Raw genomic sequence first — 10,756 nt, 5'->3', positions numbered from 1 at the left:
ATCGCGCGTGACGACGCAGTGGTCGCAAGACAGGATGCAGAATCCGCCGCCGCATCGGCGAGTACCAGCCTGAACATGCTTTCCGAGGTCGCAGGCAGGTCCAATGCCGTCATCAGCGATACGTTCCTCGTCTCGTCGGATTGGGTGCGCTATGGAAGCGAAGGCACCCTGACAAAACTTCCCAACAGCGTCTATCCAGTCGGCCGGGACTGGCGGTTCAGCGTGTCCGGGACACAGAATGACGGGATTGCCGTTGCCTCCGGCGGCGCTACCGCCTGGCCGGGTCAGGTGAACGCGGAAGCTTATGCGGTCGAAGTCGAATTCACCCTTGGCAGCGGCGCGCTGGCCGGTGCCCATGTGGAAGTGCGCTGGGCCAACCAGAACGGCACATTTTATATCGACCGAAAGCCGCTGAATGAGATTGTCGCCGGGCAGAGTGCAGTCGGCAAGACACAGATCGCGCGCGCGATTCTGGTTCGCCCTGCATCGTTTTCCGGAACATTTCAGGAAAACCGTCTCGTTACCTATGCCAACACCACCTGGTCCGGATATCCGGGCACGGCCAAGACGATCACGTTTCACCGCATCAGCATCCGGCCCGCGACCGAAGAGGAGCTTGGGCGCGGCACAGTTTTGGCCGGGGTCCGGGCCAGCATCAGCGAAGATCACTTCACCCGCGCTGAAACCACCCAGGCCATCGCCCAGGCCGATCTGACGCTGAATGCGTCTCTTGGCCCGACATTCGCCTCGGTCAGCAAATCCGCAACCGCCCTGTCAAGCCTGAACGGATCGGTTGCGAGGTTCACGAATGTCGCGTCGGTCAACGGCGAAAACCGCGCCGGGATCGAGGCGGTCTCGTTCAACAACGATGGCCAGGGGAGTGGATCGCTTCTGAAGCTGATCGGGAATCTCGTGATCGCGGATGGAACGCTCAGCGCCCGAAAGCTGGTGCTGACGGATGCCGGGAACTATCTCGACGAATATTGGGATGCAGATAATTCCCCCCTGATCCCGAACGGCTGGAGCGGCATCTTTGACAGCACCAATCCATGGGAGGGAAAGCCGAGTGTCGGGATTTCGCTCTATGCCCCCACAATCGCCTATCGCATGACCCCCATCCCGGTGAAGCCGGGGGAAACCTTCACGTTCCGGGCCGCCGCCAGGCGCAGCAGCAACTGGAATGGGACGAGCTTCAACTCCAAGCTGCGGATCGGGGATCAGAACAACGGCTATATCACGCAGTTCCCGTTCACGGTTTCAGAAGTCGGCACGGCATGGGGGCAGATCACGGGAAGCTTCGAGGTTCCTTCGGGCGTCACGGAACTGACCGTGCAATTGCGCAACGACGCCACGCAAGGATGGCTCCGCCTCGCCGGTCTGGACCTGCGCCGCCAGAAATCGGCATCGACCCTGTTGCTGCCCGGAAGCGTCACCTCAGACCTGATCACCGCCAGCACCGTCCGCGCCCTGCTCGGGCAGTTCGAGAGCCTTGGCGCAGCCAACCTGAAGGTCGGCAATGCCGAAATCAATACGCTGCACCTTGCGGGGCAGGCCGTCACGCTTCCGGTTGCGGGCGAGGCGTCAAACGAGATCAGGCTGACCAGCACGAACGGCCAGAAAAATCTGGTGAGCTGTTCGCTCAGCCGCATCGGGGCACCGACGCTTGTGATCATGACCTGCCAGATCGCAGGATATGTCTCCGAAGCGATTGCGAGTTTCAAATTGCTTCGCAATGGCAACCAGATCGGCGAATGGCCTTCGGCATCGGCCACGAACGGCACCCAGACATCGGCGGCATTTCTCACGATCGACATGAACACCGGGCAGGGAAACACGACCTATACCCTGACGGGTGAACGCTTCACGACCGGGACATATACCGGCGATCCCTCCATTGGCCCGCGCGCCATTGCGGCCCTGCACATCAAGAGGTGAACCATGAGATACGCGGTCATCGGCCAGGGCGGGATCATCGAACAGACCGGGCAATGCACGCCCGGCACGCTTGACCTTCAGGGTGGCGACCTGCTGGCGGTCGAGGCCCCCGAGCATGTCACCGATGCCAGCCATTATTGGAATGGCACCAACTTCGCCGAGTATCCTGCCCGGCCCGGATCATGGGCGGAATGGCACGGCACGGAATGGATCGACCCGCGCGATGGCGCGCAGGTTCAGGCCGATCTGGACCGGGCGCGCAGCGAGGCCCGCTCGAAGGTCGATGACTGGCGCGGCGATGCCCGGCTGGCCTTTATCACCGATATACCCGGTCAGGACGCCCTTTATATCGCGAAGTTCGAGGAAGCGCGGGGCTTTGTCGCCGCGCTCGACAGCGGGCAGCAGATCGACATGTCCGATTATCCGCTGGTGCTGTCCGAGGTCGGCGTGACGGCCGGATCGGCCTATGAGGTCGCTCAGGTGTTTCTGAACCTCAACGCCATCTGGCGGCAGGCCAATTGCCAGATCGATGCGATCTGCTTTCAGGCAAAAAACACCCTGCTGCAAGCCCCCGACGAAGCCGCGATCACCTCGATCCTGGCGGCGCTGAATGCCGATCTGAACGCCGTTTCCCCCGTGCTGGCGGGATGAGCGGCACCCTCATGCCGAACGAGAGGAACCATGAGCAAGACAACTTTCATCACCGAAGGCCAGAAAGGGCTGCTGAAGCAAGCCCTCGAACTCACCGGATCGGACGGGTTCATGGAAGATGCCGTCGCCATCGCGGCCTGCCCGACCGGCACCGGGGCGATGCATGGCATTGCGGTTTTCGAATGCTTCCGTGGCGGGCGCGCGGAAATGCATCTGGGCTATGCCGAAGGCCGACGACTGAGCCGCGACATGATCACGGCGCTGGCGTTTATCGCCTTCCATCCTGGGTATTTCGGGCTGAAACAGCTTCTGGCCCGCGTTCCCGTCAGGAATACCGGCGCGATCTGCATGCTGATCAGGGCCGGGTTCGAAATCGAATACCGCGACAGGGGTTCCGTTCGGGGGGGAGAGGATGGTATCGTCCTTTCGTTGTCATGTGATGACATTCTGGCCTCTGCCGGGCCTTCTGACAGTGATTTTCGGTCGCGGATGACCGGTCAGCAGGAGTAAGGCGGATGGGCGGCGGAAGCGCACCGAAACCGGACGAGAATATCGGCATCGCAGCCATGAAGTCAGCCGAGGTCGGCGAAGATCTTCTGGCCTTCATGAAAAAGCAGGCGTCGATCACAAACCAGTGGGCATCGGAAGACCGGAGGCGCTGGAAAAATCTGTTCAGGCCTCTTCAGAACGAATATATCCGCGATGCAAAGCAATGGGACAGCCCCGGCAGGATCGCACGCGAAGTGGATCGCGCGATCAGCGATGTGCGGTTGCAGGGCAGGATCGCGGATGGCACACGCACCCGTCAGGAAATGGCGCTGGGTCTCAATCCCGCGTCCGGACGCTCTGGCTCTGCGCGGGCGAAAGCAGGGCTGGATCAGGCGCTGGCCGCTGTCGGCGCGGGAAATCTTGCGCGGGACAGGGTGCAGGCCGAGGGGAGTGCCAGGATGGCGAATGCCATCAATCTCGGCTCCGGCCTCGCGGTCAACCCCGCCACCTCGATGGGCTTGTCCAATGGTGCCGTGTCGGGCGGCGCGAACGGTGCCATGGCTGGCTATGGTCAGCAGGGATCGCTGCTGAACACGCAGTACAATCAGCAGATGCAGACATATCAGGCCAATCAGCAGGAAAAGGCCGGAATGTTCCAGGCGCTGGGCACCATTGCGGGCATGGCGTCCGGGAACCCGATGGCGATATTGGGCACCCTGTCCACGAAGAAGGCCAAGACCGACAAGACCCCGATGAAGGACGGGGCCGCTCTGGGTGCCTTGCGCAAGATGCCGGTCGAGGAATGGACCTACAGGCCGGGCATGGGCGATGGCGGGCGGCATATCGGCCCCTATGCCGAGGATTTCCACAAGGCCACCGGCAAGGGTGACGGAACCACGATCCCGGTTCAGGACCAGATCGGCATCACCATGGGGGCGGTGCGCGATCTGGCCGCGCAACTGGATCGCATCGAGAAGAGGATCCGCTGATGGGCATGGGACAATCGCTGGCCTCCTTCGCCGAAGGCTTTGCCGGATCGAGAACGGCCCGGAAAGATCGGGAAGAACGCGAAGCCATGCGGGAACTGAACAGGCGCATGCTCGACATCGTGGAAACGCGCGCCTCGGGCGGGGCCGGGCTGGGGGCTATGCCCGATCCCGCGCCGACGGCGGTACAGGCAGGCCCGGCCCCCGCCGAAAGCGGCAGTCTGGTCAGCCTGATCGATGCCCGTGAGGGCGCGGGGGATTACGACACGCTTTACGGTCATTCCCAGAAGGACGGTCCCTTTGCCGGTCGCAGCGTCAGTCAGGGCAGCATCGCCGACGCCATCGCCTTTGCCGATCCCTCGGGTGACTATGCGCAATGGGTCAAGGGTCAGGCCGGTCGGGTGGCGACCCCGATGGGGCGATACCAGATCGTCGGCTCTACCTTGCGCGGGGCGGCGGATCAGATGGGGCTGGACCCATCGACCCCGTTCAACAAGACCACGCAGGACGCGATGTTCCGGCATCTGGCGACCAATCGCCTGCGTGGCGCAAGGGACATGGCGGGGAAAATGGCAGGACTGCGCGCGGAATGGGACGGCTTCAGGAATGTTCCCGATGACCAGCTTTCGGTGGCCATCGGGGATTTCGAACGCAGATATATGGGCGGCGGTCTCGGTGCCCGCCCGCCGGTCAGATAAGGGGCAAAGATGAGCGGATTGGGAACGGGCATCGCGGCGCTGGTCAACGGATACGCGACCGGGCGCGAAATCAGGCATCGCTGGGACGACCGCGAGGACGACAAGGCGCGGCAGAAAAAACTGGACGAATATCGCGCTGCTGCCGAAGGTCGCCTTGCAGAGCGTTACGGTTGGGACAGGGACCGGCAGGATGCCTATATGGGGGCGCAGCGGCGCTCGGGGCAGCAATGGCAACAGGCGTGGGACGACGATCAGGCCCTGCGCGCTGCCCTGGCATCTGCGGCCGATGCGGGAGATGCCGGTATGATCGAACCGGCCCGCACCGCTGCCGCGCCATCCGTTCCGGTGCAGCCCGCTGCACCGCGCCGCGCACCGGACATGCCGGTGCAGCCATCTGATACGCGCGCGACACCGCAGGTAATGCCCATGGGGGCCGTGCGCGACGATGGCGGTCTGTTCGAGGATGCGGGCAATGGCAAGGTCGTCGCAACCCGCGTGCCCCGCAGCCCGGAAGAGCGGGCGGCGATTGCGCAGGCCGCTCGGGAGGGGCGGTTGACGATTGGTGCCGATGTCGCCGCGCGGCAGGCGCAGATCGACGAAACCGGTAATCTGATGGCAAGCGCCCCCTCTGCCATTCGTGCGCTGCAAGCGGATCCGAACGCGGACCGATGGGGACGCGGTACATTCGCCACGGATATTGTCGAAACCGGGAAGGCGCTGGGCCGTGGCGCGCTGATGGCGCCCGAGGCCATGGCGAATTCCGGCCTGAGAGGCGTGCGGCAGGCGCAACAGATCATGAACGTTCCGCGGCGCTGGATTTTCGGGCGCGAGGACGATCTGGTCGAAAATGTCGATCTGAACGGCGATGGCAAGAAAACCGGTCTCATCCGCGAGACCGGCGGCATGCCCGCCCCGCTGCCGCCCAAAAACGCCACCAAAGCCGAAGCCGCGACCGTGGATGCGGCGGCAAAGGTGGTCGATGACATGGGCGATGACCCGGCGATGCGCGCCGCCGCCGGAGGCATGGAGCTGGGGGCGACGCCCGGAAAGCCCGTGACGGCGGCACAGCGCGAGAAAGCCGCCACAGGCTTCTGGGAAAGCTGGCGAGAGAACGGCGTTCCCATCATTCAGAAAGCCCTGATCCGGCAAGGCAGGTTCGAAGACGCGAAGAGATTGTCCGAATTCGCGAACGACGCCGCTGCACAGGAGGGGATGCGCAACTGGTCGCGCGGCCTTTTCTCAGCCATGAATGGCGATCTGGACGCCGCTGCCGATGCCATGATCGACGCCTATAACAGCAACGGGTATTTCGATGACGGATACGAGATCGTCAGGGACCAGTCCGCGCTGATCAGGGACAAGGCGGGCGAGGTCACGGGCATCCGGTTGGCGATGCGCAACCAGCAGACCGGCGAAGTCAACACCCAGGAAGCCAGCCTCCCGGACTGGATCACGCGCGGCCTGTGGCTGACCTCGCCGCAAAAGGCCATGGAGGTCCATCTTCAGCGCCAGCAGGGCATGCAGGAACAACTGTTGCAGCTTGACGAGGAACGCCGCAGACAGGCCGGAGATCTGATCAAGGAGGAGTTCAGGGCAACCAACGCCGCTGCGCTGAAACTGATGGAAACCAGCATCGGCCTCGATGGCAAACCCGCGATCAGCTATGAGGAAGCACTGGCGCAGGTGCAAAGAGCGCGGGGAGGTGGGGCGGCGGCCGGACAGGCGACAGAAACCCCGGTGCTGCACCGCCCAAAGTGACCCTATTTGGTCTGTGTCAGCGACGGGCCATCCCGCGCCAGCGTTGCATGGTCGCCCGGCTCATACCGAGTTTCTGCGCCATTCTTCGCCGCTCAACTGGCCCTCAGCCTGCATCGCCTTGAGCAGCTTGACCTGCTTCGGCCCACCTCATTTGGTCTGTGTCAGCGACGGGTCATCCCGCAGCCAGCGTTGCAGGGTCGCCCGGCTCATACCTAGCTTCTGCGCCATTTCCTCGCGGCTCAACTGGCCCTCTGCCAGCATAGCCTTGAGCCGTTCGGCCTGCTTTGGCCCGCGATCAGCGGCGGGAACACCGCCCAGGTTCCCGCTTTCAACGCGCGCCTTGCGGGCTTTCGCGGCGATGGCCTTGCGGGTGGCCGAGCCGCCACGTTCGGCGAAATCGGCTACCTTCTGCATTTCCGGGTGCCACTGAATTTCCTCGCCGGTTTCGAGATCGAGGACGCTTGCGCCGCGACGGCCAATTTCGGCGAGGGCCGAAAGAATATCATGCTCGGGATAGCCGAGACAGGATGCACTGGCGACCACCAGCACGTCGCCGGGTGCCATGCTTGCAATCGCTGTGTCACGATCATCGAGATAGACCGGCACATATTCGTCGGTGAAATCGAATCCTGCGGCAGAAAGGTCGCCCTTCTGCTTGCGGATGCTCATTCCTGCGGCCATCGTTCTCATGAAGGCTCTTTGCACGCTCCGCCTATTTGTGTCAATGTTTATCGATTGACACTATGATACATCACTGATACGGTGATTTGCAAGAGGTTCGGTAACTCTGCCGCACCATTACAGGAACGCCAAAGGGCTGCGACTATGGCTGACAACGTGACGAATGAACTGATCCTCGAACACCTGAAGGCCATTCAGGCTAAGCTGTCTGAAATGTCCGGCGATCTTCATGACCTGAAGACTGACCTTCGGGGCGTAAAGGGGCACATGGCTTCCTTCATGCAGTCCGAAGTCGCGCAAGACGGGGCGATTGCCGCCCTGCAAGAGCGGCTGGACCGGATAGAGCGCCGCCTCGAACTTCGCGAATAAAATCCACTTAACGCCCGCCCAAGGAGGCTGATATGCCGGGAGCAACACCATCCCAAGCCCTTTCCTCGGGCCGCGAAACGATCCGGCGTCTCGCTGAGATGCACCGGACGGTTAATCCGCGCATCTTCGGCTCGGTTCTCACCGGGAATGATTGCGAAGATAGTGATCTCGACGTGCTGGTGGAGCCTTTGCCTGAAACAACTCTGTTCGACCTTGGCGGGCTTCAGGATGCTCTCGAAGAGGCGCTCGGTGTTCGCGTCGATGTAAGGACGCCGCTCGACCTGCCCCCTCATATCAGGGCTGAAGTGCTGCGTTTGGCGGTGCCGGTATGAGCGCCGAGAACAGGCTGTCCGACTATCTCGGGCAGATGGTCCAGGGTTCGACCGATGCTGTGGCCTTCACCGAAGGCATGGACGAGGATGATTTCCTTGCCGATCTCAGGACACAGCGGGCGGTTGTCATGTCACTGATGATTGTCGGAGAAGCCGCGAGCAGGATCGTCTCTGACCATTCGGATTTTGCAGCGGCCAATGGCTCCGTGCCGTGGCGCAGCATTCGCGGAATGCGGAACAGGATCGCTCACGGATATTTCGACATTGATCTTCATGTGGTTTGGCAGACGGTCGCTGAATTGCCGCCACTGATCGCTCTGCTTTCAAGAATCTCCAACTAACGCCCGAGGACACAATGACCCACCCAACGCGAACAGTCACCGGCACCCTTTCCGTTGCTGACGCCTTGAACAGGATCAGCGATCAGGACATGACTGAGATGTGTCTGGCGGTGAACATGGCGAAGGGTCAGGCGGCGGCGAACCGCCTCTTGGACCTGTTCGGTGCCGCTCGCAAGCAGGCCCGCGAAGCCAAATCTTCCACCTAACGCCCGGAGTACGCCATGATCCTGTGCAGGATAGCAGTCCGAGACGATGGTGAACCTGTTCCGAAGGATGAACAGGTTTGGTGCCTCCAAACGCCGGGTATCCGTAATCCGTGATTGATTTTGGTGTTGATATTCCTACGGCATAATGCCGTATGCCTTACCTGTCATCAGATGCTGATGTTACCCCGCCCACCGACCGGATCATGGAAACAAATGACCTACGACATCAAAATGAGCACGACCACCGCAGACAGCACCAAGCTTGGCATGGTGTACCTGCGCAATGAGCCGGAAGGCACCGACAAGATCATCCGCCTGCGCGAGGACGTGATCGTCAATGGCTGGACGGGCCGCCCTGTGATCATGCTGGAGAATGGAGATAGCCACATCGCCTTTACCGGCTCACACCGCAGCCATTGCACGGCTGGCCGTGCCGGGGCTTCTCATGGGCGGTCTGGTCGTGCATGATGGCCATGAGACCAATGAGTGAAGCCCCTCGCGACGGCACGCCGGTCCTCGTCAAGATCAAGGATGACCTGTCGCCTTGGGGCATTGAGCCGGGCCACTTTGGCGGCACGGATCGGTTTGCAGGCATCCACGCTGTCATGCGGAGCAGAGGCGACATTACCGGGTGGGGCTTCGCCGCGCCCGTTGGACAGGGCGGATTTTCAGAAGCGTGGCTGGACGGCTGGTGGCCGCTACCAGTCCAATAAAGGTGCATAGCAGAATGGGCGTGAACTTTCACTTGGTGGATCGTACTCTGGAAGATGTTGAGGGTTGGGACGCTACTGCCAACGCTGGTGCGAGGGATCTGATCCGCCGTCGCAACAACTGTTCACTTTTCGTAACCAATGTGCAAATTGTGGTCAATCCGCCTTTGTCGGACCCGGTCAGATATTATCTCCCGACGACATAGATGCCGCCTCGGCTGCAACATAGTCAACCGCATGTAGCTTATAGTTGACAGATCGCCATGTGATAACTATAAGCTACAGATGACAAACGAAGTCCGCCTTACCAGTACGTTTTCCGAATGGCTCGACGGTCTCAAAGACCATAAGGCCGCTGCGCTGATAGCAGCCCGGATCGAGCGCCTCCGCTATGGCCTGATCGGTGATTCCAAGATCTTCGACGGTATCGGTGAACTTCGGATCGACTATGGCCCCGGCTACCGGGTCTATTTCTGCCGCCGAGGTGGGATGCTCTATATCCTGCTGTGTGGTGGCACGAAGCGGACGCAGAACCGGGATATCAAGCGAGCCAAGAAGATGGCGCAGGAGATCGGTTATGACCATTGAGACGACCCCTTTCGACGCGGCCAAGTATCTGGGAGAACCGGAGGCGCAGGCCGTCTTCCTGCGTGACGCCCTCGAAACCGGAGATGCAGGGTACATCGCTAACGCGCTCGGCGTGATCGTTCGCGCCCGTGGTATGTCGCAGGTTGCCCGTGATGCGGGCCTGAGCCGGGAGGCGCTTTACAAGGCATTGTCTCCGACCGGGAACCCCACTCTGTCTACCCTGCTGGGTGTAACGAAGGCGCTGAACATCCGCCTTGAGGCTTCCTTGATTCCGGCGGAATAACAACCCTACCAGCCGTTGGATTAAATCTTCCACACCATGTGCATCCCGCCTTCGAACTACCTCGAAAAGCTGGCAGGGAAATTTCCAACTGACGCCGTATAACTACGGCTAACCGGCTTTCGCCCCTGTTGTGACCTGCCCCTGTCCTGTGACATAACGGCCGGGACGGGCTTCATAGGATGTGACCCCGTAGGACAAACCGCTTTTGGGGGTTCTACATGGCATCCTATGTTTCCGGCCAATCGCCGCTGCAATCTGCCCTTTCGCAACTGGGGGCCGCGCCTGAGCGCGATCACCCGGTATCGGTGCAGGAGGCGTTTGACGGCATTGCCCGGCGCTCGAATGTCCCTGCCAATGTGCTGATTGCGCTGGACGAGGCCAATGGTGGGGGCGGGTCGGTCGAGGCTGCGACGAAAAACGCGATGGCTCTGGCGGGGGCGGTTCAGGGCGGCCTGCGGATCGAGGACGCGATCACCCGGCTTGCGGGCGATGAGGCGCGTGGCAGGGCGATCCTTGAACGCTCCTATGACATTGCGGACCAGCTTTATCCGGCAGGGTCTGCGCCTGTGCGGGTGTCTGACGGCGACGGCAGGGTAAGCGCGGGTGAAGCCGCAGGCGGACTGGCGCGGGATGCAGGCACCGGGGCCGTGCGCAGCATCGGATCGGCGCTGCATGGTCTGGGGGTGGCCGCCGATGAGATCGCGCGGTTTGGCGACGAGCCGGGCAAGT

General features: G+C 61.8%; 15 protein-coding genes. 14 read left to right on the top strand and 1 reads right to left on the bottom strand.

Translation table 11 applies throughout. From position 1 onward, the window contains the following. From ACK5L9_RS01235 to ACK5L9_RS01210, 6 genes are all read left to right on the top strand, one after another. On the top strand, positions 1–1,935 hold a 1,935-nt coding region (locus tag ACK5L9_RS01235; RefSeq protein WP_416909625.1), incomplete at its 5' end, for a hypothetical protein. A gap of 3 nt (positions 1,936–1,938) precedes the next feature. Then, complete coding sequence (locus ACK5L9_RS01230) at positions 1,939–2,586, top strand: hypothetical protein (protein WP_416909624.1); 648 nt, start codon at positions 1,939–1,941, stop codon at positions 2,584–2,586. A 30-nt stretch (positions 2,587–2,616) separates the two neighbouring features. Then, complete coding sequence (locus ACK5L9_RS01225) at positions 2,617–3,096, top strand: hypothetical protein (RefSeq protein ID WP_416909623.1); 480 nt, start codon at positions 2,617–2,619, stop codon at positions 3,094–3,096. Positions 3,097–3,101: 5 nt separating this feature from the next. Continuing rightward, a complete protein-coding gene (locus ACK5L9_RS01220; RefSeq protein ID WP_416909622.1) occupies positions 3,102–4,064 on the top strand; it encodes a tail fiber domain-containing protein in 963 nt (320 codons plus the stop codon). Further along, positions 4,064–4,759, top strand: coding sequence for a hypothetical protein (locus tag ACK5L9_RS01215; RefSeq protein ID WP_416909621.1), 696 nt, complete (start codon positions 4,064–4,066; stop codon positions 4,757–4,759). The genes ACK5L9_RS01220 and ACK5L9_RS01215 overlap by 1 nt, the downstream gene beginning before the upstream one ends. A gap of 9 nt (positions 4,760–4,768) precedes the next feature. After that, on the top strand, positions 4,769–6,517 hold the full coding sequence (locus ACK5L9_RS01210; protein ID WP_416909620.1) for a hypothetical protein: 1,749 nt from the start codon (positions 4,769–4,771) through the stop codon (positions 6,515–6,517). Positions 6,518–6,664: 147 nt separating this feature from the next. Here ACK5L9_RS01210 and ACK5L9_RS01205 read toward each other — a convergent pair whose 3' ends face one another. Further along, positions 6,665–7,207, bottom strand: a complete 543-nt coding sequence (locus tag ACK5L9_RS01205) for a helix-turn-helix domain-containing protein (protein ID WP_416909619.1) — start codon at positions 7,205–7,207, stop codon at positions 6,665–6,667. Positions 7,208–7,342: 135 nt separating this feature from the next. Between ACK5L9_RS01205 and ACK5L9_RS01200 the strand changes: the two genes are divergently transcribed. The 8 genes from ACK5L9_RS01200 to ACK5L9_RS01165 all read left to right on the top strand — a co-directional run. Further along, positions 7,343–7,567: a hypothetical protein gene (locus ACK5L9_RS01200; RefSeq protein ID WP_416909618.1), complete on the top strand. Its 225-nt coding sequence runs from the start codon at positions 7,343–7,345 to the stop codon at positions 7,565–7,567. Between the two features lie 32 nt (positions 7,568–7,599). Further along, positions 7,600–7,899 carry a nucleotidyltransferase family protein gene (locus ACK5L9_RS01195; RefSeq protein ID WP_416909617.1) on the top strand — a complete coding sequence of 100 codons (300 nt, stop codon included), beginning with the start codon at positions 7,600–7,602 and terminating at the stop codon, positions 7,897–7,899. Further along, positions 7,896–8,240 carry a DUF86 domain-containing protein gene (locus tag ACK5L9_RS01190; protein WP_416909616.1) on the top strand — a complete coding sequence of 115 codons (345 nt, stop codon included), beginning with the start codon at positions 7,896–7,898 and terminating at the stop codon, positions 8,238–8,240. Before ACK5L9_RS01195 ends, ACK5L9_RS01190 begins: the two co-directional genes overlap by 4 nt. Positions 8,241–8,254: 14 nt before the next feature. Beyond that, positions 8,255–8,446 carry a hypothetical protein gene (locus ACK5L9_RS01185; RefSeq protein ID WP_416909615.1) on the top strand — a complete coding sequence of 64 codons (192 nt, stop codon included), beginning with the start codon at positions 8,255–8,257 and terminating at the stop codon, positions 8,444–8,446. A 213-nt stretch (positions 8,447–8,659) separates the two neighbouring features. Beyond that, positions 8,660–8,914, top strand: coding sequence for a hypothetical protein (locus tag ACK5L9_RS01180; protein ID WP_416909614.1), 255 nt, complete (start codon positions 8,660–8,662; stop codon positions 8,912–8,914). A gap of 527 nt (positions 8,915–9,441) precedes the next feature. Next, positions 9,442–9,744 (top strand): type II toxin-antitoxin system RelE/ParE family toxin, encoded by a 303-nt coding sequence (locus tag ACK5L9_RS01175; RefSeq protein WP_416909613.1) that lies wholly within the window; start codon positions 9,442–9,444, stop codon positions 9,742–9,744. Beyond that, positions 9,734–10,027, top strand: a complete 294-nt coding sequence (locus ACK5L9_RS01170; protein WP_416909612.1) for an addiction module antidote protein — start codon at positions 9,734–9,736, stop codon at positions 10,025–10,027. The genes ACK5L9_RS01175 and ACK5L9_RS01170 overlap by 11 nt, the downstream gene beginning before the upstream one ends. Before the next feature lie 218 nt (positions 10,028–10,245). Beyond that, the coding region (locus ACK5L9_RS01165; RefSeq protein WP_416909611.1) for a hypothetical protein at positions 10,246–10,756 on the top strand (511 nt) is incomplete at its 3' end.

It is taken from the genome of Paracoccus sp. (in: a-proteobacteria) (assembly GCF_047973135.1).
Lineage (GTDB): Bacteria > Pseudomonadota > Alphaproteobacteria > Rhodobacterales > Rhodobacteraceae > Paracoccus.
The sequence above is the reverse complement of the archived record's forward strand: the minus strand, read 5'-3'. Positions and strand labels throughout refer to the sequence as shown.

Excerpts from the sequence above, each read along its gene's own strand:
- ACK5L9_RS01230 (WP_416909624.1), top strand. The coding sequence starts at position 1,939 with ATGAGATACGCGGTCATCGGCCAGGGCGGGATCATCGAACAGACCGGG.
- ACK5L9_RS01225 (WP_416909623.1), top strand. The coding sequence starts at position 2,617 with ATGAGCAAGACAACTTTCATCACCGAAGGCCAGAAAGGGCTGCTGAAG.
- ACK5L9_RS01220 (WP_416909622.1), top strand. The coding sequence starts at position 3,102 with ATGGGCGGCGGAAGCGCACCGAAACCGGACGAGAATATCGGCATCGCA.
- ACK5L9_RS01215 (WP_416909621.1), top strand. The coding sequence starts at position 4,064 with ATGGGCATGGGACAATCGCTGGCCTCCTTCGCCGAAGGCTTTGCCGGA.
- ACK5L9_RS01210 (WP_416909620.1), top strand. The coding sequence starts at position 4,769 with ATGAGCGGATTGGGAACGGGCATCGCGGCGCTGGTCAACGGATACGCG.
- ACK5L9_RS01205 (WP_416909619.1), bottom strand. The coding sequence starts at position 7,207 with ATGAGAACGATGGCCGCAGGAATGAGCATCCGCAAGCAGAAGGGCGAC.
- ACK5L9_RS01200 (WP_416909618.1), top strand. The coding sequence starts at position 7,343 with ATGGCTGACAACGTGACGAATGAACTGATCCTCGAACACCTGAAGGCC.
- ACK5L9_RS01195 (WP_416909617.1), top strand. The coding sequence starts at position 7,600 with ATGCCGGGAGCAACACCATCCCAAGCCCTTTCCTCGGGCCGCGAAACG.
- ACK5L9_RS01190 (WP_416909616.1), top strand. The coding sequence starts at position 7,896 with ATGAGCGCCGAGAACAGGCTGTCCGACTATCTCGGGCAGATGGTCCAG.
- ACK5L9_RS01185 (WP_416909615.1), top strand. The coding sequence starts at position 8,255 with ATGACCCACCCAACGCGAACAGTCACCGGCACCCTTTCCGTTGCTGAC.
- ACK5L9_RS01180 (WP_416909614.1), top strand. The coding sequence starts at position 8,660 with ATGACCTACGACATCAAAATGAGCACGACCACCGCAGACAGCACCAAG.
- ACK5L9_RS01175 (WP_416909613.1), top strand. The coding sequence starts at position 9,442 with ATGACAAACGAAGTCCGCCTTACCAGTACGTTTTCCGAATGGCTCGAC.
- ACK5L9_RS01170 (WP_416909612.1), top strand. The coding sequence starts at position 9,734 with ATGACCATTGAGACGACCCCTTTCGACGCGGCCAAGTATCTGGGAGAA.